At 63.8% G+C, this 23,108-nt stretch carries 22 protein-coding genes; 7 read left to right on the top strand and 15 right to left on the bottom strand.

Features of this window, described 5'->3' with window-relative positions:
- Positions 1-109: 109 nt before the first annotated feature.
- From J4D28_RS01195 to J4D28_RS01220, 6 genes are all read right to left on the bottom strand, one after another.
- Positions 110-1,294 carry an MFS transporter gene (locus J4D28_RS01195; RefSeq protein WP_009051068.1) on the bottom strand — a complete coding sequence of 395 codons (1,185 nt, stop codon included), beginning with the start codon at positions 1,292-1,294 and terminating at the stop codon, positions 110-112.
- Complete coding sequence (locus tag J4D28_RS01200; RefSeq protein WP_028683476.1) at positions 1,291-2,292, bottom strand: zinc-dependent alcohol dehydrogenase family protein; 1,002 nt, start codon at positions 2,290-2,292, stop codon at positions 1,291-1,293. Before J4D28_RS01200 ends, J4D28_RS01195 begins: the two co-directional genes overlap by 4 nt.
- A 79-nt stretch (positions 2,293-2,371) precedes the next feature.
- On the bottom strand, positions 2,372-5,557 hold the full coding sequence (locus J4D28_RS01205; RefSeq protein WP_028683475.1) for an efflux RND transporter permease subunit: 3,186 nt from the start codon (positions 5,555-5,557) through the stop codon (positions 2,372-2,374).
- On the bottom strand, positions 5,554-6,732 hold the full coding sequence (locus J4D28_RS01210; protein WP_256587557.1) for an efflux RND transporter periplasmic adaptor subunit: 1,179 nt from the start codon (positions 6,730-6,732) through the stop codon (positions 5,554-5,556). Before J4D28_RS01210 ends, J4D28_RS01205 begins: the two co-directional genes overlap by 4 nt.
- 41 nt (positions 6,733-6,773) lie before the next feature.
- Positions 6,774-7,937 carry an acyltransferase gene (locus tag J4D28_RS01215; protein WP_016702677.1) on the bottom strand — a complete coding sequence of 388 codons (1,164 nt, stop codon included), beginning with the start codon at positions 7,935-7,937 and terminating at the stop codon, positions 6,774-6,776.
- 194 nt (positions 7,938-8,131) lie between these two features.
- Entirely contained in the window at positions 8,132-9,322 is a 1,191-nt protein-coding gene (locus J4D28_RS01220) for a serine hydrolase (protein ID WP_028683472.1), read from the bottom strand.
- Between the two features lie 126 nt (positions 9,323-9,448).
- On the opposite strand from J4D28_RS01220, the gene J4D28_RS01225 reads away from it, so the two are divergent.
- Both J4D28_RS01225 and J4D28_RS01230 read left to right on the top strand, forming a co-directional pair.
- Positions 9,449-10,336, top strand: a complete 888-nt coding sequence (locus J4D28_RS01225) for a LysR family transcriptional regulator (RefSeq protein ID WP_009051074.1) — start codon at positions 9,449-9,451, stop codon at positions 10,334-10,336.
- Positions 10,337-10,707: 371 nt separating this feature from the next.
- Positions 10,708-11,100: a DUF6124 family protein gene (locus J4D28_RS01230; protein ID WP_028683470.1), complete on the top strand. Its 393-nt coding sequence runs from the start codon at positions 10,708-10,710 to the stop codon at positions 11,098-11,100.
- 132 nt (positions 11,101-11,232) lie between these two features.
- Here the strand turns inward: J4D28_RS01230 and J4D28_RS01235 are convergent, their stop codons facing one another.
- Entirely contained in the window at positions 11,233-11,526 is a 294-nt protein-coding gene (locus J4D28_RS01235) for an addiction module antidote protein (RefSeq protein WP_009051076.1), read from the bottom strand.
- Positions 11,523-11,822, bottom strand: a complete 300-nt coding sequence (locus tag J4D28_RS01240; protein ID WP_009051077.1) for a type II toxin-antitoxin system RelE/ParE family toxin — start codon at positions 11,820-11,822, stop codon at positions 11,523-11,525. Before J4D28_RS01240 ends, J4D28_RS01235 begins: the two co-directional genes overlap by 4 nt.
- Positions 11,823-11,995: 173 nt before the next feature.
- Between J4D28_RS01240 and J4D28_RS01245 the strand changes: the two genes are divergently transcribed.
- Complete coding sequence (locus tag J4D28_RS01245; protein ID WP_009051078.1) at positions 11,996-12,445, top strand: DUF3828 domain-containing protein; 450 nt, start codon at positions 11,996-11,998, stop codon at positions 12,443-12,445.
- 24 nt (positions 12,446-12,469) lie between these two features.
- Here J4D28_RS01245 and J4D28_RS01250 read toward each other — a convergent pair whose 3' ends face one another.
- From J4D28_RS01250 to J4D28_RS01265, 4 genes are all read right to left on the bottom strand, one after another.
- A complete protein-coding gene (locus tag J4D28_RS01250; RefSeq protein WP_009051079.1) occupies positions 12,470-13,474 on the bottom strand; it encodes an NAD(P)-dependent alcohol dehydrogenase in 1,005 nt (334 codons plus the stop codon).
- 63 nt (positions 13,475-13,537) lie between these two features.
- Entirely contained in the window at positions 13,538-13,837 is a 300-nt protein-coding gene (locus tag J4D28_RS01255) for a helix-turn-helix transcriptional regulator (protein ID WP_009051080.1), read from the bottom strand.
- Between the two features lie 63 nt (positions 13,838-13,900).
- A complete protein-coding gene (gene nirK, locus J4D28_RS01260) occupies positions 13,901-14,992 on the bottom strand; it encodes a copper-containing nitrite reductase (RefSeq protein WP_009051081.1) in 1,092 nt (363 codons plus the stop codon).
- Between the two features lie 260 nt (positions 14,993-15,252).
- Positions 15,253-15,495, bottom strand: a complete 243-nt coding sequence (locus J4D28_RS01265; protein ID WP_009051082.1) for a hypothetical protein — start codon at positions 15,493-15,495, stop codon at positions 15,253-15,255.
- Positions 15,496-15,980: 485 nt separating this feature from the next.
- Between J4D28_RS01265 and J4D28_RS01270 the strand changes: the two genes are divergently transcribed.
- The 4 genes from J4D28_RS01270 (at position 15,981) to J4D28_RS01285 (ending at position 21,104) form a co-directional block, all read left to right on the top strand.
- Positions 15,981-16,223 (top strand): exodeoxyribonuclease VII small subunit, encoded by a 243-nt coding sequence (locus J4D28_RS01270; protein WP_007924102.1) that lies wholly within the window; start codon positions 15,981-15,983, stop codon positions 16,221-16,223.
- Entirely contained in the window at positions 16,220-17,107 is an 888-nt protein-coding gene (gene ispA, locus J4D28_RS01275; protein ID WP_038575447.1) for a (2E,6E)-farnesyl diphosphate synthase, read from the top strand. Before J4D28_RS01270 ends, ispA begins: the two co-directional genes overlap by 4 nt.
- A gap of 111 nt (positions 17,108-17,218) precedes the next feature.
- Positions 17,219-19,117 carry a 1-deoxy-D-xylulose-5-phosphate synthase gene (dxs, locus tag J4D28_RS01280; RefSeq protein ID WP_103330767.1) on the top strand — a complete coding sequence of 633 codons (1,899 nt, stop codon included), beginning with the start codon at positions 17,219-17,221 and terminating at the stop codon, positions 19,115-19,117.
- Positions 19,118-19,220: 103 nt separating this feature from the next.
- On the top strand, positions 19,221-21,104 hold the full coding sequence (locus J4D28_RS01285; RefSeq protein WP_103330768.1) for a TonB-dependent receptor domain-containing protein: 1,884 nt from the start codon (positions 19,221-19,223) through the stop codon (positions 21,102-21,104).
- A gap of 84 nt (positions 21,105-21,188) precedes the next feature.
- Here J4D28_RS01285 and J4D28_RS01290 read toward each other — a convergent pair whose 3' ends face one another.
- The 3 genes from J4D28_RS01290 to ribA are packed head-to-tail and all read right to left on the bottom strand — an operon-like array spanning position 21,189 to position 23,016.
- Positions 21,189-21,983 carry a cobalamin-binding protein gene (locus J4D28_RS01290; protein WP_009051086.1) on the bottom strand — a complete coding sequence of 265 codons (795 nt, stop codon included), beginning with the start codon at positions 21,981-21,983 and terminating at the stop codon, positions 21,189-21,191.
- Positions 21,983-22,402, bottom strand: a complete 420-nt coding sequence (locus J4D28_RS01295) for a hypothetical protein (protein ID WP_016702669.1) — start codon at positions 22,400-22,402, stop codon at positions 21,983-21,985. The genes J4D28_RS01290 and J4D28_RS01295 overlap by 1 nt, the downstream gene beginning before the upstream one ends.
- Complete coding sequence (gene ribA / locus J4D28_RS01300) at positions 22,399-23,016, bottom strand: GTP cyclohydrolase II (RefSeq protein WP_007924108.1); 618 nt, start codon at positions 23,014-23,016, stop codon at positions 22,399-22,401. Before ribA ends, J4D28_RS01295 begins: the two co-directional genes overlap by 4 nt.
- Positions 23,017-23,108: the final 92 nt, after the last annotated feature.

Below are 23,108 nucleotides of genomic sequence, written 5' to 3' on the forward strand. Positions count from 1 at the left end.
ACCCAAAGGCTTCCATCCTGGAGATCCTTGGTTGGGAACGTAAAGCCGATGCCAGCCGCGCACGGATGAAAAAACCCTCATCCGTGCGGGCCACCCTGCATCGTAGAACTCAGTCTGCCGCGACGGGCGCGCCTCCCTTGCGCGGTGCGGCACTGAAAAACAGGACTTTGACCACGATGACCATCAAGGCCAGCGCGGCGAACAGCAAACCACTGTAGAGAGTGCCCTGCAAGCCCAGGCGCGCCAGGAACCAGCCGCCAGTTGTCGACCCTATGGTCACGCCCAGATTGATGAACGAGATGTAGATGCCGGTGGCGAATTCCGGGGCCTCCGGCGCTTCGGAGGTCAGCCAGATCTGCGTGACGATCAGCCCGCTGGTATGGGTCGCGCCCCAGATCACCACGATCACCAGCATGGTCAGCAGCGACGGGCCGGCGAACAGGTACAGCAAGCCGTAGGCGCCCGCCAGCAGGATCGGGTGCAGGATCGTCGTGCGGACCATGTTCTGGCCGATCAGCTTGCCGGCATACAGGTTGCCGGCAACGCCGCCGATACCGAAGACCACCAGCAGGATGCTGATCAGTTGCGCGCTCATCCCGGCTTCCCGGGCCAGGTACTCGGCCGAATAGCTGTACACGGAGAACATCGCGGCAAAGATCAGCGTCGAGGCGGTAATGTTCAGCCACAGCGGGAACTTGCGCAGGATGGCCAGTTGGTCGCCATAGGACACGGCCCGATTGCCGGGCGCGTCCGGCAGCCTGGCGATGATCCCCAGGCCGGCGATGCAGTTGACCAGGGCGCAGAACAGGAACGACGCCTCGTAGGAGAATTGCGCGGCGACCAGTGTCGTCAGCGGCACCCCCAGCACCATGCCCATGCTGGTGCCGACGAACGCCTTGGCCGCGGCACGGGTCGACTCTCCAGGCGGATAGAGCGAGGTGGCCGCGACGAAGGCCAGGGAAAAATACACCGGGTGAAACAGCGCCGGGATGATGCGCAACACCATCAGCGATTCGAAGTTCGGCGCATAGGCCGACAACACGCTGGTGCCGGCAAAGACGAACAGCGCGAGGGTCAGGACCTTCTTGCGGTTGAAGCGCGACAGCAGCAACACCATGATCGGGCCGCAGGCCGCGATGATCAGCGCGAACAGCCCCACCAGCAGCCCCGCCTGCGAAGCACTGATGGCGAAGCGCTCGATGATCACCGGCAGGATCCCGACCACGCCGAACTCGATGGTGTAGACGCCGAACAGGCCCAGGGCCAGGAAGTAGATCGGATGGAGCATTTTCATGACACGGACTCCAGCGTGACCACCACCTTGCCGAACTGATCGCCGGCCTCCAGATAGCGGTGGGCATCGACGATCTGCTCGAAGGCGAAGGTCCGGGCAATCACCGGGCGCAGCGTCCCCGCCTCCAGGCCGGCGATCACATAGGCCTTGCCGGCCTCGAGCAACTCAGGCCGGGAGGTGATCTCGTGCAGCAGGTAGCCGCGCAGCGTCAGGCTCTTGCTCAGGACCTTGAACAGCGGGAAAGGCGACGGCTCGCTGCTCAAGGCGCCATACACCAGGATGATCCCGCCGCGGGCCGCGGCATCGACCAGTTGTTCCAGGAACGGCCCACCCACCGGATCGAAGATCACCCGGGCGCCCTGGCCCGAGGTAATCCGCTCGACCTGTCGATTGAAGTCCGCCTGCTCGCTGGTCAGCACATGCGCCGCGCCGGCCGCCAGCAACTGTTCGTGCTTGGCCGCGGTGCGGCTGACGGCGATCGGGATCGCCCCGACCTGGTTGGCAATCTGGATCGCCGCCAGGCCGACACTGCTCGAAGCGGCCGTGATCAGCACGAACTCCCCCGGCTGCAGGGCGGCAACCTGGATCAACGCGCCCCAGGCCGTGACGTACTGCATCCATACCGCCGAGGCCTCGGCGAACGACAGGCTGGCGGGATGCTTGACCAGCATCGCGGCCGGCAGCACCGCGAGTTCGGCATAGGTGCCCCACTGCGCGATCGAGATCGGCGGCACAAGGCTGACGATATCGCCCACCGCGAACTCGCCGGCCCGGGCCCCGACGGCCTCGACGATGCCCGCCGCCTCATACCCCAGTCGGGAAGGAAACTCGGCCTGTTCCAGGTACTGGCCGGAACGGAACATCGACTCCGCCCGGTTCAGGCCGATCGCCTTGACGCTGATCCGTACCTCATCGGGCCCCGGAGCGGGAACCTCGATGTCATCGATCCTGAGTACTTCAGGACCACCGTATTGGCTAAAACGCACGACGCGTGTCATTGACTGTCCCCTTGTTTCATTGATTGCAGATGACTGTAGAGTGCTTGCGAATCCTGAAAAACCGCCTCCCGTTCCGTTCTCAACGGACCGTCAGCTCCGCAATGGGCGGCTCGGGCGCGGCCTGGACCGCAGGGGTCCGGCGGGTGGCGAGCAGCCGCAGCGCGACATAGAACACCGGGGTGAACAACAGCCCGAACAGGGTTACCCCGAGCATGCCGAAGAACACCGCGACGCCCATGGCGTGGCGCATCTCGGCGCCGGCGCCGGTGGAGAGCACCAGGGGCACGACGCCCATGATGAAAGCGATGGAGGTCATCAGGATCGGGCGCAGGCGCAGCTGGCTGGCCTGGACGGCGGCGCGGACGATGCCCTGCCCCTGCAGTTCGAGTTCCCGGGCGAACTCGACGATCAGGATGGCGTTCTTGCTGGCCAGCCCCACCAGGACCATCAGGCCGATCTGGGTAAAGATGTTGTTGTCGCCCTGGGTCAGCCAGACACCCAGCAGCGCCGACATGATGCCCATGGGCACGATCAGCAGGATGGCCACCGGCAACAGCAGGCTTTCGTACAGCGCCGCCAGCACCAGGTACACCAGCAGCATGCAGATCAGCAGGATCCACACGGTGGAGTCGCCGGAAATGATCTGTTGGTAGGTCAGCTCGGTCCATTCGAACTTGATGCCCTTGGGCAGCGTCTCGGCGGCAATCCGTTCCACCGCGGCCTGGGCCTGGCCGGACGAATAACCGGGGGCCGGGCCACCGTTCAGGTCGGCGGCGGTGTAGCCGTTGTAGCGCACCACCATTTCCGGCCCGTACGTGGGATGGACCTCCACCAGGCTGCCCAGCGGCACCATGTTGCCGTCGGCGTTGCGCGCCTTCAGCTGGCCAATATCGTCGGCATGGGCCCGGAACGGCGCATCGGCCTGCACCCGCACCTGGTAGACCCGTCCCAGCAGGTTGAAATCGTTGACGTACAGCGAGCCCAGATAGACCTGCAAGGTGTCGAACACATCGGTCATCGCGACATTCGATTGCTTGGCCTTGATCCGGTCCAGATCGACCTTCAGCTGCGGAACGTCGATCTGGTAGCTGGAAAAGCTCGGCCCCAGCTCGGGTGCCTGCGCGGCTTGCTTGAGGAAGGCACGTACCGCTGCATCGAGCTTTTCGAAGCCCAGCGCGCCACGGTCTTCCAGTTGCAGCTTGAACCCGCCCAGGGTCCCCAGCCCCAACACCGGAGGCGGCGGAAAGACCCCGGTGAACGCCTCCTTGATGGCGGAGAATTGCTGGTTCAATGCCGCCGCGATGGCCGTGGCGCTGGTTTGCGAACCGTGCCGGTCGGCGAACGGTTCGAGGATGACAAAGATGATGCCCGCGCTTGACGAGTTCATCAGGCCATTGACCGACATGCCGGGAAATTCCAGGGTGTGGGCCACGCCCGGTTGTTTCAGGGCGATTTCGTTCATCCGCTGGATCACCTGCTCGGTGCGTTCGAGCGAGGAGCCGTTGGGCAGCTGGGCCAGGCCGACCAGGAACTCCTTGTCCTGGGCCGGGACGAAACCGCCGGGCAACGAATGGCCGAGCCAGGCCGTCAGGCCGAGCAACACGGCGTACAGGCCCAGGGTCATGCTTTTGCGCTGGATAACCCGGCCCAGGTTATTGCCGTAGGACTGCTCGCCTCGCGCCGACAGCCGGTTGAAGCGGCTGAACAAGGGTCCCAGCAGCCGATCGATCCCGCGACTGAGCCGATCCCGCGGCTGGTCATGCCCCTTGAGCAGCAGCGCACACAGGGCGGGCGACAAGGTCAGGGAGTTGAACGCCGAGATCAGGGTCGAGATGGCGATGGTCAACGCGAACTGCTGATAGAACTGTCCGGTCAACCCAGGCATGAACGCCAGCGGCACGAACACACTCACCAGGGTCAGGGTGATCGCGATGATCGGCTTGCTGACTTCGTCCATTGCCTTATAGGAAGCGGCCTTGGGCGTAAGGCCCAGGGCAATGTTGCGCTCGACGTTCTCGACCACCACGATCGCATCGTCGACCACGATGCCGATGGCCAGCACCATCCCGAACAGCGACAGCGCATTGATCGAAAAACCGCAGGCCAGCATCAATGACAGGGTGCCGATGATCGACACGGGCATGGCCAGCAGCGGGATTATCGAGGCGCGCCAGGTCTGCAGGAACAGGATGACCACCAGCACCACCAGCAGCGTCGATTCGAGCAGGGTCTGGATCACCGCCAGAATGCTGGAGCGAACGAACTGGGTGGGGTCGAACACGATCTTGTAGTCGACCCCGGCGGGCATGTCTTCCTTGGCCTGGCGCATGATTTCGCGCGCCTGCGCGGAGATCGCCAGGGCATTGCCGCCAGCCATCTGGAACACCCCGAAACCCACCGCTGGCTTGCCGTCGACCAGTGAGCGCAAGCCGTAGTCCGAAGCCGCCAGTTCGACCCGGGCCACATCGCGCAGGAACGTCACCGCGCCGCCGGCAGAGCTCTTGAGGATGATGTCGCCGAATTCCTTTTCCGATTTCAGGCGCCCCAGGGTATTGACCGACAGTTGTTGCGCGACATCCGTGCGCATCGGCTGACCGCCGATGACCCCGGCGGCCACCTGGACGTTCTGTTCGCGGATCGCCGCGACCACATCGTTGGCGCTCAAGCCGCGCTGGGCGACTTTCTGCGGGTCCAGCCAGATGCGCATCGCGTAGTCGCCACCGCCCCAGATGCGCACCTCGCCGACGCCCGGGATACGCTCCAGCTGGTTCTTGATGTTGAGAATGCCGTAGTTGCGCAGGTAGGTAGCGTTGTACTGGTCATCGGGGGAAACCAGGTGGATGGCCAGCGTCTGGGTCGACGACGACTTCATCGTCACCACCCCCAGCCGGCGCACGTCCTCGGGCAGCCGCGGCAGCGCTTGCGAGACCCGGTTCTGCACCAGTTGCTGGGCCTTGTCCGGATCGGTGCCGACCTTGAACGTGACGCTGAGTGTGAGGTTGCCGTCGCTGTTGGCCTGCGACTGCATGTACAGCATGTCCTCGACACCGTTGATCTGCTCCTCGAGCGGCGCCGCGACCGTCTGCGCCACCACCGCCGGGTTGGCGCCCGGGTACTGGGCGTTGACCACGATCAGCGGCGGCACCACATCGGGATACTCCGAGACCGGTAGGCGGAACAGCGAGATGATCCCGGCCAGCAGGATCAGGGTCGACAGGGCGCCGGCGAAGATCGGCCGGTCGATGAAGAAACGGGAGAAATTCATGGCTGGGTGCTCACGTCCGCGCGCTGGGCCAGCAGCGGCCTGACGGTATCCCCAGGCCGTGCCCGGTGCAGGCCGTTGATCACCACCCGCTCGCCGGGCTGCAGGCCGGAATCGATGATGCGCAGATTGCCGACCAGGTTGCCGGGGCTGATGCGGCGGTACTCCACCTGATCATTGGCGGTCACCACCAGCACGAATTTCTTGTCTTGATCGGTGCCTATCGCACTGTCATCGATCAACACCGCCTGGCGCTCAGGGCCACCGCCAAGCTTGATCCGGGCCAGCATGCCGGGCCTGAGCAGGCCGTCGGCGTTGTCGAAACTGGCGCGCACGCGCAACGTGGCCGACTGCAGGTCGAGCTGATTGTCCAGCGAGGCCAGCTTGCCCTCCCGTGGGAAATCCGTTTCGTTGGACAGCCCGAGCATGACCGGCACCGCATCCGGCCGGGCACTGCTTTGGTTGAGGTAACGCAGGAACGTCTGCTCGTCGACGTCGAACGCGGCGTAGATCGGCGACAGCGATACCAGGGTGCTCAGCGGCGCGGCATTTTCCCCAGCGCTGACGATATTGCCTGTCGTCACCAGGGCATTGGACATGCGCCCGCTGACCGGGGCAGTGATCCGGGTGTGGGCCAGGTCCAGCCGAGCGCTGTCGAGTATCGCCTGGGCCTGCCTGACATTGGCCTGGGCTTCGCTGGCGGCGTTCTGCTTTTCGTCCAGGTCGCGCATGGCGATGGCATTGGAGTTGATCAGCCGCTGGGCCCGGCCCAGGTCGGTGGCGGTGTACTGGCTTCGCGACTTGGCCGCGGCCAGGCTCGCCTGGGCTTCCTCGACCCGTGCGGCATAGGGCCTGGCGTCGATTTCAAACAGCAGGTCGCCCTCCTTGACGATCGCCCCGTCCTTGAAATGCACGGCGACGATCGTCCCCGATACCAGGGGGCGGATGACCACCTTTTCGACCGCCTCCAGCCGCCCGGAATAGTTCTGCCAGTCCGTCACGGGCCTGGACAGCACCATGGCCACGTCGACTTCGGCGGCCGGCGGCGCCACGCTGGCCTTCGCCGTGGTGGACGGTTCGCCACGCAGCACGACTACCAGCGCGACCACCACGGCGCAGGCCAGCGTGGCGCGAATCATGAGAGCGCTGCCCGAGCGCCCGGATCGTATCGAGTCCATAAAACAACTTCCCTGTTATGAGGCCATTGGTTGAGAGAGGGTCAGGACGTTGCTTCGGGCTGGGCCAGGCTGCCGCCCAGCACCCTGGCCTTGCCGGTCCGGCCCCAACGCTGCATGACGGGGCGCTCGACAAAGTTGAACAGCAGCCAGCCGCCGAAGATGGAGAGCGCGAAGGTGAGCGCGACGATCAGCGTGGCGCTGCCGTTATCGAACAGGCGGCCGCCGAGCAGCTGGGTCGCCAGGGTCATGATCAGCAGGTGGATCATGTAGAAGCCGAACGAGATCTCCCCCAGCCAGACCATCCAGCGCGTGTTGAGCAACCCTTTGCGATCCTTCAGGTCGCTGGCGGCGATCGCGGTGATCAGCGCCGCGACCGGCACCAGCGTCACCAGGTTGAGGCTGTACTGGAAAGGCACATACATGGCCGCCACGTAGCTGCCGACCAGCAGCGCGAAGGCCCAGGGCACGCTCAGGTCGATCCAGCGGCCGGCCATGAGGATCCGCGCCATGAGCATGCCCAGCACGAACTCGAACAGCCGCGCGGGCGGGAAGTAGTAGGCCCACCACCACTGGCTCAGGGAAATCGGGTACTCGTTGATCAGTGGCGTGGCCGGGGCCAGCAGACGTATGGCGACTTGCGTCAGGGCCAGGCCCGCGACCATCGCCCAGGCCCAGCGCCACAGCCGCTGCTCGGCAATGTTCCAGACCAGCTTGAGCGCCAGGGGAAACAGCAGATAGAAGAACATCTCGCAGCACAGCGACCAGGACGGGCCGTTGACGCTGAGGAAGGTGTCCATCCGTGGAATCCAGGAATGCACCAACAACAGATTGGGCAGCCAGATCGCCACGCTGGCCGCCGGCACGCTGAACAGCAGCATCGCCAGCAGCCAGGTGGCGATGTGGTTGGGGTAGATCTTCAGTAAGCGGCGCTTCCAGAAGCCGGTCAGGCTGTCGCCCTTGCGCGCCGACCAGGTGATCACAAAGCCACTGAGCACGAAAAAGAACGACACGCCGAGCCAGCCGCCACCGCTGAAGATGCGCTGGAAGACATCGATCACGTCGCTGTCGGCGTAGGGGTTGAAACCGATGATCCGGGTCAGCGACGCATGGAACATGAACACCATAGCCGCGGCGAAAAAGCGTATTCCCGTGAGCGAATCGAGTTTGCTGTGCACATGCGAATGGTAGAACTCTGCTTTTTTCATTATCCGATCCCCATAGAGTCACGGCGCGCCCGACGACGCGTGCGCGTGCCGAGCGTGCTCCCGATAAAAACCATCAATGGCGTTGCGAACTTGCAGGCAATGTTGCGAGGGGTACGGCAATGCAGATCGCTGAGCGAACCGTCTTTATTCGATGTTTGCGTGCCGGCCCCCAGCTGGTAGGGGCCGGCACCTGTTCACTGGCCGTAGACGGCGTTGCACAGGTCGACAGTGAACTGCCCGAACATGCCTTCGAAGGCGGTGTTGGTGAAGGCGACCACCGTCAATTGCTCGGCCGGGTCGACGAACCACGAATGCCCATAGGCGCCGCCCAGCCGCCAGCTGCCGGCCGACTCGGCGGTCTGCGCCGCCGCCGGGTCCTTGAGCACCGTGAAGCCCAGGCCAAAGCCGCGTCCGGGCCAGTTTTCCAGCTCCAGATCGGCGGTCTGGTTGCTGGTCATTTCATCGACCAGGGCTTGAGGCAGCAGCGGCGCGCCACCCTTGCGCAGGGTTTCGAGCAGCGTCAGGAACTCACCGGCGCTCCCGATCAGGCCCGAGCCACCGGAGTCATAGGCATGCGGGTCCAGGGCCCGGGCCGGGTCCAGCTTGATGCCCGCGGTGCCCTCGAAGACCGGGACCACTTCCAGCGCCTCGATACGATGCGGCCGTGGCTGATCGTTCAGGTACGCCGCGGTCAGGCGGCTGACGTCTGAAACCTTGAAACTGGTGTCGTGCAACTGCAGTGGCTGGACCACCAATTGATCGATCGCCACGGCGAGGGTCGTGCCATGCACGGCGGCGATCAGCCCGCCCAGGACGTCGGTGGCGATCGAGTAGCCCCAGTTGCTGCCGGGTTTGTACTGCAATGGAATCTGGCCCAGGCGGCGCAGGTTCTCTTCCAGCGAAAGCTCGCTGCGCTCCAGCCCGTCGGACACCCCGGCGGCGTGATAAGGGCCGCCCTCGGCGCTTTCCAGGAAGCCATAGGAAAGACCGGCGGTATGGCTCAGCAGCTGGCGCAGGGTAATGGTCGCGGGCTGGCCGTCGTTCAGGGTTGGCTTGAAATACGGCAACCAGCGGCTGATGTCATCGTCCAGCTGGATCTTGCCCTGGGCGACCAGCACCAGCGCCGCCACCGAAGCGATCGGCTTGGAGACCGAAGACAGCCGGAACAAGGCATCTTCACGCATCGGCACTTGCGCTTCCCGGTCGGCCAGGCCCGCCGCGCGGCGATAGATGAGCTCGCCGCGATGAGCCACCAGCACCACGGCGCCCACCAGGCGCTGGTCGTGCAGGGTCTGTTCGAGCACGGCATCGATCCGTGAGGCCACCTGGGTGGACTCGAACGAGCGAAGAGACTGTAGCGGGCGAAGCGGTTCGTTGACTGACATAGCTGACCCCAAATTGCTGAATGGTTGAACTGGATGCAGCGATGGTAGAACCGGCCACGGTAGGGAAACAGAGGTTACAATTCCGGGGTCCACGGACATTTTTGTCCGCAATCAAAGGAGTGAGTGTTGGATAAGCTCAATGGCATCACCGTGTTCGTCCAGGTCGCCGAAAGCCGCAGTTTCGTCGCGGCGGGCCGCTTGCTCGGGATCTCCGCCTCGGCCGTGGGCAAGAGCATCGCCCGCATGGAAGAGAAACTCGGCACCCGGCTATTCCACCGCAATACCCGCAGCATCAACCTGACCAGCGAGGGCTCGCTGTTCCTGGAACGCTGCCGCCGAGTGCTCAACGAGCTGGAAGCCGCAGAGCAGGAACTCTCCAGCTCCAGCGAGACGCCACGCGGCAAGCTGCGCATCAGCCTGCCGCTGCTGGGCAACGTTTTGTTCATGCACCTGTCGCGCTTCATGCAGCGTTATCCGGACATCCAGCTGGAGCTGGACTTCACCGACCGGCTGGTGGACGTGGTCGAGGAAGGCTTCGACGCCGTGCTGCGCACCGGCCAGTTGCACGACTCCCGCTTGATGGCCAGGAAACTCGACAGCTTCGGCTTCTACCTGGTGGGCGCACCCAGCTACTTTGCCAGCCACGGTTACCCGGCCACGGTCGAGCAGCTGCAGGAGCACCACTGTCTGCATTACAAACTGCCGTCGACAGGCAAGCTGGAAAAATGGCCGCTGACGGGCCTCGCCGAAGGCGCCGAGCTGAAGGTGCCGGCGACCATGGTCTGCAATAACCTGGACATGCTGATCCACATGGCCAGGCAAGGCCTGGGCATCGCCTGCGTCCCCGAATTCGCGGTGCGCGAGGCACTGGATGCCGGCGAACTGGAATCGATCCTGCCCGATCGGGTGCAGCGCACCCTGAACATCCAGGTGGTATGGCCATCGAGCCGCCACCTCACACCGAAACTGCGGGCGTTCATTGACTTTATCTGTGACGGCGGGGGGCGGGGGTGAGGGTTGGCCAGCGTGCGGTTCAGAACAATGAGGCAGCCCTACCTGCGCCATTCAGCCCGCTCGACGTAAGGTTCTTCGCTTTCTATTGAGCGACTTTTCCTAGAAACTCCCACCTGCTTGCGCCTATAAAACCTGCTCTCTAGGCTCGACCTGTCACTGCCCATTCAGTGACCGGGTTTAGCAGCTCGGAGCTTCACACTAGGCGCATAGCATCACCTACCGTCTGACCGAGTCAGCACGTCATGGTGGCTGTGCGCAGGGCACCCTAGGGTGCGCCGGTTTCTAGTGTCCGGTCTGCTAACCTGCGTACAGCTGCCACCCACTCGTTTAGCAGCGACAACTGGCAGCTCCACTTACACTGGAGATGCACCATGAAAAAGCTGGTCCCCGATCCACCCATGCCCCTGCCCGGGCAATTCAGAACCCCCGAACACGACCTCGCCACCCAGCGCATCCGCCTGGCCCTGGTCTCGAACAATCATGAGCCTTCGATTCTCAATAGCCTGAGAGACACCGCCTCCACCGCCGTGGGCCGTGACTCTCTGTTCAATGTCCGCCCCGGCATCAGCGCCGAAGAAGCCTTGGTCCATGTGTCGCTGCTGCTCGATTGCGCGGTACAGGTCAGCGATGAAATCAGCGAACGCGCCAGCGGTGTGGAACGCGGGCTGATCTGGTCGATGATCCACTCGGTGGAAATGGCCAATGCCGTAGTGAACGCACTGCTCGATGCCAATCGGCCGACCGAGGCCACGGCCTTGCGTTAAAGGCTCAAGTAGCCGAAGGCAGGAACGGGGCGAATATTCATTCGCCCCTCTTTATAGAGGCGCTCTTATTGATCGGCCCTCTGCAAGCCTGAAGTAAAACCTTTATGGGGCTGGATGCGACCGCCACTCTCATCAAGACGCCCCATGCACCCGCGCCGTCATCTCCAGCCCCAGGGCGCGCATCACCGCCAGCAGGGTCTTCAGGGTCGGGTTGCCCTTGTCACTGAACGAGCGGTACAGCTGCTCGCGGGACAGCCCGGTTTCATGGGCCAGTTCGGTCATGCCCTTGGCCCGCGCCACCACGCCCAAGGCTTTGGCGATGTAGCCGGCATCGCCGGTCTCGAAGGCGTCCGCCATGAACAGGGCAATGGCCTGCGGGTCACGCAGGGACGTGGCGGGGTCATAGTCGAAAAGCGGTTCGTTCATGATCGACTCCAACGATGGGCCAGGTATTTGGCCAGTTCTATATCGCGGCTCTGGCGACTCTTGTCGCCGCCGCATAACAGGATGACGAGTTGCAGGCCGCACTGCTGGAAGTAAACCCGGTAGCCCGGCCCGTAATGGATGCGCAACTCACTGACGCCTTCGCCCACCGGAGACACGTCCCCGGCAAGGCCGTTGGCCAGGCGAAAAATCCGCGCAGCGATCAACGCCCTGGCTCTGGGATCCTTGAGCCTGTTTTCCCACTCCATAAAGGTCGCGATCTGTTTGATCTCGATCATCCCGCAACTGTAGTTTCAAGACTACAGTATTTGAAAGCGTATTTGTATTGCAAAGCACTGCCAGCGCACAGGCCGATAGCGATCCGCGCCATCGCGTGGTGAAATCGAACAGCCGACCCTTTCTTGCTGTCTCAATGCCTTAAAGCCCCCCCACTTCCCTGTAAGGACGCCCCATGAGAAAGCTGTTCCCCCTGCTGCTCCTCGCCGCGGCTTTCCATCAACCCCTCGCCCTCGCCGACTGCGCCAGCTCGCCCAAGCCGGTGGCCGAGGCCTTCTACAACTGGTACCTGGAAAGTTTCAGCAACGAAAAAGACCCGATCACCGATGACCTGCCGCACCTGCAGCAGTACGTCACCCAAACGCTGATCGAACGGATCAAGAAGCAGATGAGCAGCCCCGAAGGGCTGGAAGAGGACTACTTCCTCAAGACCCAGGACTACATGGATGAGTGGCTGACCCAGATCAAGGTCAGCGAACCGCAGGTGCAAGGCGCCTCGGCGCGCGAGTCGGTGACCCTGGGCAATACGCCGGACACCACGCAGATCGTCGACCTGCTGCTGGTCAAGGACAAAGGCTGCTGGAAGATCAACGAGGTGCTGGCCACCACGGATCAGAGCGAGTGATCCGCGGCGGCCGGCCAGGCAGGGTCAGATATCGAGAATGATCTTGCCGAAGTGCTGGTTGCTTTCCTGGTAGCGGAAGGCATCGACTATCGCCTCCAGGGCGAAATGCTTGTCGAGGATCGGATGCATGCCGTTGGCATCGATGGCGCGGACCATGTCCTGCTGCTGCCGGCGGTTACCCACCAGCACGCCTTGCAGGCGCAGTTGCTTGACCAGCGCGGTGACGATCGGGAACTCACCCGCCACGCCGGTCAGGATGCCTATCACCGAGATATGGCCACCGGCCCGGGCGGCGATCATCGACTGTTCCAGGGTGGCCGGGCCGCCGACTTCGATCACGTGGTCGACGCCACGGCCGGCAGTGAGTTTCTGCACGGTTTCGCCCCAGGTAGGGTCCTTGCGGTAGTTGATCAGGTGATCGGCACCGAGGGCTTTCAGCCGTTCCAGCTTGGCATCGCTGGACGAGGTGGCGATCACGGTGGCGCCGAGCATCTTGGCGAATTGCAGGGCGAAGATCGACACGCCGCCGGTGCCTTGCACCAGCACGGTGTCGCCAGCAGTCACCCGGCCGTCGTCCACCAGCGCACGCCAGGCAGTGAGACCGGCGGTGGTCAGGGTCGCGGCTTCGGCGTGGCTCCAGCCCTTGGGCGCACGGGTGAAGGCGGTGGCGCGAGCGGTAACGACTTCACGGGCGTAACCGTCCAGGCCGTCGCCCGGCACCGTGGCAAAGCCGACGACATTGGGCCTGCCATCCAGCCATTCGGGGAAAAAGGTGCTGACCACCGAGTCGCCAACGGCGAATTCACTGACCCCCTCGCCCACGGCGATCACTTCGCCGGCGCCATCGGCCATCGGGATGCGCGACTCGGTCGGGCCCCACATGCCGCTGACCACCGCGAAATCGTGGTAGTTGAGGGAACTGGCGCGCAGGCGCACGGTAATTTCGCCCGCTTGTGGCGCCGCGGCCGGAGCCTCGCCGACCACCACGTTGTCGTAGCCACCACCGGGTTGTACGTAGATTGCTTTCATGAACAGATCCTCCTGGGTTGCCTTTTCATTTCGAAAAATAACGAAATGTTCAAGTAAAAAAACTCAGAGCTCGCGCTTCAGTTGCTCGGTAAAGGCCGCAATGGCGGCTTCGTTACGGCGAAAGTAAGTCCACTTGCCAATGCGCGTGGCCTCGACCAGACCCGCCTGCTGCAGGATCGCCAAATGGCTGGAGGTGCTGGACGCCGAAAGCGCGGCCTTGTGCTGCAGGTGAGTCATGCAGATGCCGATTTCTTTCGGTGCGTCATGCCCCTGGGGCGGAAAGTTGCCTTCCGGGTCCTTCAGCCATTCAAGCATCTGCATGCGGATGTCGCTGGCCAGCGCTTTGATTTGATCGATGAGCATGGCGGGGATATTACGGACTTTTACGAAATGATCAAGACCTGAGCAATATCCCCGCCCCTCTTCCTATTGCTTGGGCTCGACGATCGGCCCCGGCGCTTTCACCTGGGTCATCAGGTCATCGTCCCACTGCCCCTCCACCTTGATCTGGGCCAGGGCCCCCAGTTCCATGGCCTCGATCAGGTTATGGCTGAGGTACACGTAGGTCCCCGGTTGCTTGAAGGTGTACAGCGCCGCCACCGCGGAACCGCCAGGGATAAACCAGGTTTCCATGTTGCGTTGCGGCGGGTTGGCGAACTTGCCGGTGGTCCAGACCCAGTCGCCATGGCCGCCAATCAGGTGCGGACGGCTGTCGCGGTTGGCCTGGGAGTGGATGAACAGCACGCTCTCCCCAACCTTGGAGGTCAGCGCGTTGGCCCCGGTCAGGGCGCCGACACGGCCGTTGAACACCACGTGGCTCGGGGTCAGGGTGCGCATGACCGCGCGGGTGTCCTGGTAACTGGACGCCAGGTCCGGGTAGTCCTTGTAGTGGCCGTCCTTGTCCTTGGGGATATACAGGTCGGACTCGCCGATGGTGTAGACGCGGTCGTAATGCAGGGGTTTGCCCTGCGGGTCGCGCAGGCCGTCACGGGGCAGCACCATCAGCGCGCCGTTCATGCCCGACACCACGTGCCACGGCACCATGCCTTGCGGCGCGCAGTGATAGACAAAGGTGCCGCTGCGGTCGGCCTTGAAGCGCAGCACCACTTCCTGCCCTGGCACCACCTGGGTCAGGCCCGCCCCGCCCAGGGCGCCGGTGGCCGCGTGAAAGTCGACATTGTGGGGCATGCTGTTGGTCGCCGGATTGACCAGCGTCAGCTCTATATAGTCACCCTCGTGCACCACCAGGGTCGGGCCGGGCATGGAGCCATTGAAGGTCATGGCCTGGAGCGTGGTGCCCTGGTCGTCGATGACCATTTTTTTCTCTTCGATACTCATGCGGAACTGCACCACCTTGGGCGGCCCGCTGACCACCTGCTCATGGGGATGCACCAGCGGCGGCGCGACCAGGTCGACCTTCACCCGCTGCAAACCCTCGGCCCCACCGGCCAGCGCCAGGCTGCTGGCACAGCTGCCAAGCAGCACACAGGCCCCCAATACACTTCGAAAAACACTCATTGCAGCTTCTCCTTGCCAATCAACGATGGGGCATTGCAAGGCAAGTGCGCGCAACTTTCCTTGTCGTAAAGCAAGAAATGGCGACACAGGACTGTGGACACCAATCTGCTACAAGAGAAGGCAAGGTCTGGGGACTGGTCGGTACAGATCAGAGTGATCAACTGTACAAATTTGACTCACTGTCAGCGCTGTCTGTCGAACCTGTGAATCACTTGGAAGGAGCTCATTTGAATGGGGCTCAGACGAGCCCCTCATGGCTGCTACTTTTTAGCTTTTTCGGCTTCCATTCGCTCACGTTGTTTTTCCATGGCTTCAGGAAGGTTCTTGATCATTTCGATTCCCAACTTTCCTGCCCAAATCGAGGTATTGAATAAGGTCTTACCCGCTAGCACAGCACCAGTGATCGCTGTTTCCTTCGCGCCACTGGCACCTTTCACCTCGTTATAGGCATCGCCCAAATCGTAATAGATCGAGCGTTTTTCCTGCTGTTCTTCATCGTCCATAATTCAGCTCCGTCAGCTCTACCGAACAACATCGTTGAAACCGCTGAAAAAGCGGAGCAGAGAGTCACCCACCCCGCCTGATCGAACTTGAGTGTCTTATTGCTCTACTGCCGAGATGATTTTGGCCTTTCCACGCTCTCTTTCCTTGATTTTTTCCTTTGCCTGGCTAGCGCTCGAAGCTTGGACAGTACTGGTGATAACAGAAGAGCTATCGCCGCGAGTGAACGTGACTCGGAATGACTTATTACTCATGTACTTCTCCCTGAAGTTAGAAATATGGCTTCATCATCCTAAGCCTCATCAATACCAAAATGCCACCACCCAAAAGGCATACCAAAGCCCAATTGCCTGAAACCCACCACGATCCACCGAAAACAGACGCCTTATCAAGGCGACTGAAGAAGGCCTCCGCCCCCTGCTCATTTGCCCCAACCCCCCATGTCTGCTAGTGTCGCGCCGGTTTAACGTCAACCGGGATAGCCGCCATGGCCCGCAAAAAAGCTGCCTTAGATTTCGAACAATCCCTCGCCGACCTGCAAACGCTGGTCGAGCGTCTGGAGAACGGCGAGCTGTCGCTGGAAGACTCGTTGACCGCCTTCGAGCAAGGCATCGGCCTGACCCGCGATTGCCAGGCGGCGCTGGCCCAGGCCGAGCAGAAGGTGCAGATCCTGCTGGAACGCGATGGCGAGCTGGCCGAAGAACCCTTCGACGCGGAACAGCCAGAATGATCGCGGCCTATCAGGCCAGCAGTCAGGCCCGGGTCAATGCTGCACTGGAAACCCTGTTCCACGCGCCAAGCCCGGAGCTGGCCCGTCTTTACGAGGCCATGCGCTACAGCGTGATGAACGGCGGCAAGCGCGTACGCCCGCTGCTGGCCTACGCCGCCTGCGAAGCCCTCGGCGCCCGGCCGGAGCAAGCCAACGGCGCCGCCTGCGCGGTGGAGCTGATCCACGCCTATTCCCTGGTGCACGACGATTTGCCGGCGATGGACGACGACGATCTGCGTCGCGGCCAGCCGACCACCCACAAAGCCTTCGATGAAGCCTGCGCGATTCTCGCCGGCGACGGTTTGCAGAGCCTGGCCTTCAGCGCCCTGCTCGACCCGCGCCTGAGCGATTCGAGCGCCGAGATCCGCCTGCAGATGGTCAGCGCCCTGGCGCTGGCGGCGGGCCCGGCGGGCATGGTCGGCGGCCAGGCCATCGACCTCGGTTCGGTGGGCCTCAAGCTCGACCAGAAAGCCCTGGAATACATGCACCGGCACAAGACCGGCGCGCTGATCGAGGCCAGCGTCAAGCTCGGCGCCCTGGCCAGCGGCCGGGCCGAGAAAGACGAACTCAAGTCCCTGCAGACCTATGCCCAGGCCATCGGCCTGGCCTTCCAGGTGCAGGACGACATTCTCGACGTGGAAAGCGATACCGCGACCCTCGGCAAACGCCAGGGAGCCGACATCGCGCGGGACAAACCGACCTACCCGGCCCTGCTCGGCCTGGAAGCGGCCAAGGCCTATGCCCTGGAGCTGCGCGATCAGGCCCTGCACGCACTGCGACCCTTTGACGCGGGCGCCGAGCCCCTGCGGGAGCTGGCGCGTTATATCGTCGAACGACGCAGTTGATCGACCCCGGCGCGGCAGACCGCATATCGGCCAAGTTCCGCGCTCTGCGTGGGCAGCTTGCGATGCATAAGGTAAACTGCCGCCTCTTTTATACCTATAACGATTCGCCTGATGCCCACGACGTTTCATGAGATTCCCCGCAAGCGCCCGACCACGCCCCTGCTCGACCGTGCCAACACGCCGGACGGCCTGCGCCGGTTAGGCGAAGCCGAGCTGGAAACCCTGGCCGATGAGTTGCGCCTGGAGTTGCTCTATACGGTCGGCCAGACCGGTGGGCATTTCGGTGCCGGCCTGGGCGTCATCGAGCTGACCATCGCGCTGCATTACGTCTTCGACACGCCGGACGACCGTCTGGTGTGGGACGTGGGTCATCAGGCTTATCCGCACAAGATCCTCACCGGTCGCCGCGAGCGCATGGCCAGCCTGCGCCAGAAGGACGGCCTGGCCGCCTTCCCACGGCGTTCCGAGAGCGAGTACGACACCTTTGGCGTCGGCCATTCCAGCACCTCGATCAGTGCGGCGCTGGGCATGGCCATTGCCGCCCGCCTGCTGAACAGCGAGCGCAAGGCGATCGCGGTGATCGGCGACGGCGCCCTGACCGCGGGCATGGCCTTCGAGGCGCTGAACCACGCGCCGGAAGTGGACGCCAACATGCTGGTGATCCTCAACGACAACGACATGTCGATCTCGCGTAACGTCGGCGGCCTGTCCAACTACCTGGCCAAGATCCTCTCCAGCCGCACCTACGCCAGCATGCGCGAAGGCAGCAAGAAGGTGCTGTCGCGCCTGCCCGGCGCCTGGGAAATCGCCCGTCGCACCGAAGAATACGCAAAGGGCATGCTGGTTCCCGGCACCCTGTTCGAAGAACTGGGCTGGAACTACATCGGCCCGATCGATGGCCACGACCTGCCAACCCTGATCGCCACCCTGCGTAACATGCGCGACCTCAAGGGCCCGCAGTTCCTGCACGTGGTGACCAAAAAGGGCAAGGGTTTCGCCCCGGCGGAAGTCGACCCGATCGGCTACCACGCCATCACCAAGCTCGATCCCCTGGACAGCCCCGCCGCCGCGCCGAAAAAGGCCGGCGGGCCGAAGTACTCCGGTGTGTTCGGCGAATGGCTGTGCGACATGGCCGCCGCCGACCCACGCCTGGTGGGCATTACCCCGGCGATGAAGGAAGGCTCGGACCTGGTGGCCTTCAGCGAGCGTTTCCCGCTGCGCTACTTCGACGTGGCGATTGCCGAGCAGCACGCCGTGACCCTGGCGGCCGGCATGGCCTGCGAAGGCGCCAAGCCGGTGGTGGCGATCTATTCGACCTTCCTGCAGCGCGGTTACGACCAGCTTGTGCATGACGTAGCGGTGCAGAACCTCGACGTGCTGTTCGCCATCGACCGCGCCGGCCTGGTGGGCGAAGACGGCCCGACCCACGCCGGCAGCTTCGACCTGTCGTTCCTGCGCTGCATCCCCGGCATGGTGGTGATGACCCCGAGCGACGAGAACGAGCTGCGCAAGATGCTCAGCACCGGCCACCTGTACAACGGCCCGGCCGCCGTGCGTTACCCGCGCGGTACCGGCCCGAACGCCACCATCGAGAAAGACCTGCAGCCGATCGAGATCGGCAAGGGCGTGGTGCGCCGCCAGGGCAGCAAAGTCGCCCTGCTGGTGTTCGGTGTGCAACTGGCCGAGGCGCTGAAAGTCGCCGACAAGCTGGACGCCACCGTGGTCGACATGCGTTTCGTCAAGCCGCTGGATGAAGCCCTGGTGCGCGAGATCGCCGCCAGCCACGAACTGCTGGTGACCGTCGAAGAGAACGCCATCATGGGCGGCGCCGGCGGCGCGGTCAGCGAGTTCCTGGCGCACGAGGCGATCCTCAAGCCGATCCTGCACCTGGGCTTGCCGGACCTCTATGTCGAGCACGCCAAGCCTGCGCAGATGCTGGCCGAATGCGGCCTGGACGAAGCCGGCATCGAAGCCGCCGTGCGGGAACGCCTGCGCCTGCTCGGCCTGTAAGCCTCAAAAGCGACGGCCCTTCGGGGCCGATCGCAGCCTTCGGCAGCGGCTACAGGAGTTATCCCCGGCCCCTGCCTCGCTCGCCAAGCGCCACGGATTGTCGATGAAACCCGCCCTCCTCGCCCTGCCCCTTGCCTTGCTGCCCACCGGCCAACTGCTGGCCGACAACCTCGATCGCGAACAGGCCCTCAAGCTGCCCGACACGCTGATCAGCGCCAACCGCCAGGTAGAGGCGCGCAACGACAGCAGCGCCGCCAACACCGTGTTCACCCGCGACGATATCGACCGCCTGCAACCCTCCAGCGTCACCGACCTGCTGCAACGGGTGCCTGGCGTGCAGGTGGCGCAGAGCGGCGGCCGGGGCAGCGTGCCGGGGATCTATATCCGCGGCACTTCGTCGGCCCAGACCCTGGTGCTGGTGGACGGCCAGCGCATCGGCAGTTCGAGCTCCGGCGACAGCAACCTGCAGCACCTGAATATCCAGCAGATCGAACGGGTAGAAGTGCTGCGCGGTTCGCGTTCGGTGATCTACGGCAGCGATGCCATTGGCGGGGTGATCCAGATCTTCACCCGGCGCAGCGCCGAGCAGGGCCTGCAACCGCGCCTGCACCTGGGGGTGGGCAGCCACCGGAGTTGGGAGCGCAGCATCGGCCTGTCCGGCGGCGACCAAAAGACTCGCTTCAACCTGGGCGCCAGCCTCGACGATACCGCCGGGAGCAATCGCACCCATGAGTCCTATGCCAGCGATCGCGATGATGACGCCTACCGCAACCAGTCCCTCAGCCTGAGCCTGAGCCACGCCTTCAACGACAACTGGGAAGCCGGCCTGAACCTGCTGGATAACCGCGGCAAAAGCGAGTTCGACAACCCCTTCGGACGCTTCGACAGCCGCACCTTCGAGAGCCTCCCCCAGAAGCCCTACAGCGAATTCGCGGTCAGCAGCTTCAGCAGCTATATCGACGGCCGTATCAACGAAGCCTGGAAGTCGCGCCTGGAACTGGGCCACAGCGAGAACCGCGAGAAGACCTTCGACAAGCTCAGCGACGAACGCACGGTGTTCAACACCTATCGCGACTCGGTCAACTGGCAGAACGACCTGAGCCTCGACGAACGCAACAGCCTGATCGTCGGCGGCGACTGGTACCAAGACCGGGTCAATAGCAGCACCGCCTTCGCCGAGGACAGTCGCTGGAACCGCGCGGCCTTTGTCCAGCATCGCTTCAAGGCCGACAGTTTCTCCACCGAGCTGGGCCTGCGCCGCGACCAGAACCAGCAGTTCGGCGGCCAGAACAGCTGGAGCGGCACCCTCACCCTGCCGCTGAACGCCGACAACGATGTCCTGCTGACCTACAGCGAAGGCTTCCGCGCCCCGACCTTCAACGACCTGTATTACCCCGACTTCAGCAACCCCGACCTCAAGCCCGAGACCTCGAAAAGCTACGAGCTGCAATGGCGCAGCCAGTTGAGCGAAAGCACGCGCCTGGAAACCTCGCTGTACCGCACCGACCTGGAAGACGCGATTATCTTCGGCAGCAACTCGCGCCCGCAGAACGTCGCCTCGGCACGCATCAACGGCTTCGAGGCGGCGCTGCGCCAGGAGCTGTTTGGCTGGCAGAGCAATCTGGGGCTGGCAATCATCGATCCCCGCGACCGCGACACCGGCCACACCCTGGCCCGCCGCGCCCGGCGCACCCTGAGCCTGGACCTGGACCGGCAGTTCGACCGCCTGGGCCTCGGCGCCAGCTGGCAGGCGGTGAGCAGCAGCTATGACGACCTGGCCAACCAGCAACGCCTCGGCGGTTATACCCTGCTGGGCTTGCGCGGCAGCTGGGCGCTGAATCGCGAGGTCCGGCTGGAATTGAAGGTCGACAATCTGCTGGATAAGTCCTACAGCCGGGTGCTGTACAGCCACGACGGTGCCCAATACGGGTATCGGGAGCCAGGCCGGGCCTGGATGTTCGGGGTAACCTGGACGCCGGAGCTTTAGTCATGCGGCGCCAGTGAGGGCGCTCGCGGGCAAGCCTCGCTCCTACAGACTCAACGAGGCTTGCCCGCGATGCGCTAGCCGCGGCTACTCAGGATCAAGCAATTGGCAGAGCTTGGCCGTCGCGGCGATCATCTGCCCGCTCGGCCGCTCCAGGCCTTTATCGCTGATCAGCAACAACCGGCCTTGGGCCACAGCCTTCAGCTGCGGCCAGGCTTTCCAGGCATCCAGCTGGGCCTGGGTGCTGGCCAGGATCACTTCAGGGTTGCGCTGCAGCACCGCCTCGACGCTGACCTGGGGCGCCGGCAGCGGCAGGTCGGCAAACACGTTGCGCGCGCCGCACACACTCAAGGCATCACTGATGATTTGCCCGCCGCCCACGGTGTACAGCGGCTGATCCCAGACTTGATAAAACACCGCCAGAGGCGCGCTGCGGGCATAGCGCTGACGCAGGTTGGCCAACTGCCGCCGTAACGTATGGGCACGTTCCAGGCCGCGTTGTGGGCGCCCTAGCCGGGCGGCGATGGTTTCGATCTGGGTGATGAGCTGGTCGAGGCTGTGGGGTTCGGCCACCAGGGTCGGGATACCCAGCCGGCTGAGCTGCTCGCGCTGGGCCGGGCCGACGCTGCCGGGCCAGAGCAGGAGCAGATCCGGCTTGAGGCTGAGCAGCCGCTCCATGTCCAGCTGGCCGTAGCGGCCTACCGACGGCAGGTTGTGCAATTGAGGGGGACGCTCGCCAGCATCCAGCACGCCGACCAGCAGGTCGGCGGAATCCAGCTCGACGACGATTTCCGACAGTGAAGGCGCCAGGCTGACCACGCGCTCCACGGCCAGCGCCGGGCCGCCGAGGGCCAGCAGCAGGACTGCCAGCCAGCGAGACATCAACCGAGCTGACGCGGAATGCGGTAGAGGTAGAACAGCACGGCGGTGGACAGCGCCAGCAGGATCAGCGGCACCGCTTCCAGGCCGACGAACACCGCCAGGGCGCCGATCCAGGCCGGCAGCGCCGCGGCCAGGAACGCCGCACGACGACGGGCCGCCAGCTCGATCCAGGCAGCCGGTTCTTCAAGGGTATCGAGGGCTTTATGGGTGGCGATCAACGCGCGCTTGTAGCCGCCAAAAAAACGCAGGCTGACAAACATCGAGGCCACGCCAGCGATGAAAAACGGCATCGCCAGGATCGGCAGCAGCGGCTCGCCCTGACCAAACACCAGGTTGATCACGAACAGCGGCAGCAGCGCCAGCGCCAGGTATTGCCACCAGCTGACGGCCAGGCGCCGCCGGACCTGACCGCGGGTCACGCCCGGTCTACCTCGCCCTGGTGCTCGTTGCCCATCATGTGGTCGAGCTTGCTGGCCTTGGTGGCCAGGTAGAGTTTGTTGTGCGGGTTGTGGCCGGTATGCAGCGGCACGCGCTCGGCGACGACTATGCCCATCTCGGTCAGGGCTTTGACCTTGCGTGGGTTGTTGGTCATCAGGCGCAGGGATTTCACCCCCAGGTGCTCGAGCATCGGCAGGCACATGGCGTAGTCACGCTGGTCGGCGGCAAAACCGAGGCGCTCGTTGGCTTCCACGGTGTCGGCACCGCCGTCCTGCAACTCATAGGCGCGGATCTTGTTCAGCAAACCGATGCCGCGGCCTTCCTGACGCAGGTACAGGAGCACGCCACGGCCTTCGCGGGCGATTGCCTGCAGGGCGGCTTCCAGTTGCGAACCGCAGTCGCAGCGCTGGCTGAACAGGGCATCGCCGGTCAGGCATTCGGAGTGCAACCGGCCGAGCACCGGAGCGCCATCGGCAATATCACCCAGGCTGAGCACGACGTGCTCGCGGCCGGTGGCTTCATCGAGAAAACCATGCATGGTGAATTGCGCAAAAGGGGTGGGCAGCTTGGAAGCGGCAACAAAAACGACGGGCACCGTTGTGCTCCTGATCTGTATGGGACTGGAGATTCGCAGAGGCGGCATTGTAACAGCAGCTTCCGACAGACGCTTAGGCTGAATTATCGGAC

The sequence above is a fragment of the Pseudomonas sp. GW531-T4 genome (assembly GCF_017349615.1).
GTDB classification, from domain to species: Bacteria; Pseudomonadota; Gammaproteobacteria; order Pseudomonadales; family Pseudomonadaceae; genus Aquipseudomonas; species Aquipseudomonas chlororaphis_I.

What these genes read in the sequence shown, in the direction of transcription:
- J4D28_RS01250 (WP_009051079.1), bottom strand. Translation starts at nt 13,474, where the DNA reads ATGAAAGCAATCTACGTACAACCCGGTGGTGGCTACGACAACGTGGTG.
- J4D28_RS01195 (WP_009051068.1), bottom strand. Translation starts at nt 1,294, where the DNA reads ATGAAAATGCTCCATCCGATCTACTTCCTGGCCCTGGGCCTGTTCGGC.
- J4D28_RS01245 (WP_009051078.1), top strand. Translation starts at nt 11,996, where the DNA reads ATGAGAAAGCTGTTCCCCCTGCTGCTCCTCGCCGCGGCTTTCCATCAA.
- J4D28_RS01220 (WP_028683472.1), bottom strand. Translation starts at nt 9,322, where the DNA reads ATGTCAGTCAACGAACCGCTTCGCCCGCTACAGTCTCTTCGCTCGTTC.
- J4D28_RS01200 (WP_028683476.1), bottom strand. Translation starts at nt 2,292, where the DNA reads ATGACACGCGTCGTGCGTTTTAGCCAATACGGTGGTCCTGAAGTACTC.
- J4D28_RS01270 (WP_007924102.1), top strand. Translation starts at nt 15,981, where the DNA reads ATGGCCCGCAAAAAAGCTGCCTTAGATTTCGAACAATCCCTCGCCGAC.
- J4D28_RS01265 (WP_009051082.1), bottom strand. Translation starts at nt 15,495, where the DNA reads ATGGACGATGAAGAACAGCAGGAAAAACGCTCGATCTATTACGATTTG.
- J4D28_RS01255 (WP_009051080.1), bottom strand. Translation starts at nt 13,837, where the DNA reads ATGCTCATCGATCAAATCAAAGCGCTGGCCAGCGACATCCGCATGCAG.
- J4D28_RS01230 (WP_028683470.1), top strand. Translation starts at nt 10,708, where the DNA reads ATGAAAAAGCTGGTCCCCGATCCACCCATGCCCCTGCCCGGGCAATTC.
- J4D28_RS01285 (WP_103330768.1), top strand. Translation starts at nt 19,221, where the DNA reads ATGAAACCCGCCCTCCTCGCCCTGCCCCTTGCCTTGCTGCCCACCGGC.
- J4D28_RS01240 (WP_009051077.1), bottom strand. Translation starts at nt 11,822, where the DNA reads ATGATCGAGATCAAACAGATCGCGACCTTTATGGAGTGGGAAAACAGG.
- J4D28_RS01235 (WP_009051076.1), bottom strand. Translation starts at nt 11,526, where the DNA reads ATGAACGAACCGCTTTTCGACTATGACCCCGCCACGTCCCTGCGTGAC.
- J4D28_RS01215 (WP_016702677.1), bottom strand. Translation starts at nt 7,937, where the DNA reads ATGAAAAAAGCAGAGTTCTACCATTCGCATGTGCACAGCAAACTCGAT.
- J4D28_RS01205 (WP_028683475.1), bottom strand. Translation starts at nt 5,557, where the DNA reads ATGAATTTCTCCCGTTTCTTCATCGACCGGCCGATCTTCGCCGGCGCC.
- ispA (WP_038575447.1), top strand. Translation starts at nt 16,220, where the DNA reads ATGATCGCGGCCTATCAGGCCAGCAGTCAGGCCCGGGTCAATGCTGCA.
- J4D28_RS01210 (WP_256587557.1), bottom strand. Translation starts at nt 6,732, where the DNA reads ATGGACTCGATACGATCCGGGCGCTCGGGCAGCGCTCTCATGATTCGC.
- dxs (WP_103330767.1), top strand. Translation starts at nt 17,219, where the DNA reads ATGCCCACGACGTTTCATGAGATTCCCCGCAAGCGCCCGACCACGCCC.
- J4D28_RS01290 (WP_009051086.1), bottom strand. Translation starts at nt 21,983, where the DNA reads ATGTCTCGCTGGCTGGCAGTCCTGCTGCTGGCCCTCGGCGGCCCGGCG.
- nirK (WP_009051081.1), bottom strand. Translation starts at nt 14,992, where the DNA reads ATGAGTGTTTTTCGAAGTGTATTGGGGGCCTGTGTGCTGCTTGGCAGC.